The following is a 476-nucleotide window of genomic DNA, read 5'->3' on the forward strand; positions in this document are numbered from 1 at the left end:
AACCGTGACTGTGACTTATCCTGATGGCACCACTGCAACAGTGGTAGCAGGCACAGATGGTAGCTGGTCAGTACCAAACCCAGGTAACCTGGTAGATGGTGATACAGTAACTGCAACAGCAACTGACCCTGCAGGCAATACATCATTGCCAGGTACAGGCACAGTCTCTGCAGACATCACAGCACCTGTGGTTGCGCTGGATGACGTGTTGACCAATGACAGCACACCAGCACTTACGGGTACAGTGAACGATCCGACAGCCACTGTAGTGGTGAATGTAGATGGCACTGACTATCCGGCAGTGAACAATGGCGACGGCACCTGGACGCTTGCAGACAATACACTTCCAGTGTTGGCAGACGGTCCACACACCATTACCGTGACTGCAACAGATGCAGCAGGCAATGCAGGTACAGATACAGCAGTGGTGAAGAATGATACCACAGCACCAAATGCACCGGTACATGATCCGATCA

1 protein-coding gene is annotated in these 476 nt (G+C 52.1%); it reads left to right on the forward strand.

From position 1 onward, the window contains the following. The coding region (locus ACNQ0W_RS25380; protein WP_417933307.1) for an Ig-like domain-containing protein at nt 1-476 on the forward strand (476 nt) is incomplete at both ends.

This window comes from Enterobacter cloacae complex sp. 6730903, from assembly GCF_048283985.1.
Classification (GTDB): Bacteria; Pseudomonadota; Gammaproteobacteria; order Enterobacterales; family Enterobacteriaceae; genus Enterobacter; species Enterobacter hormaechei_C.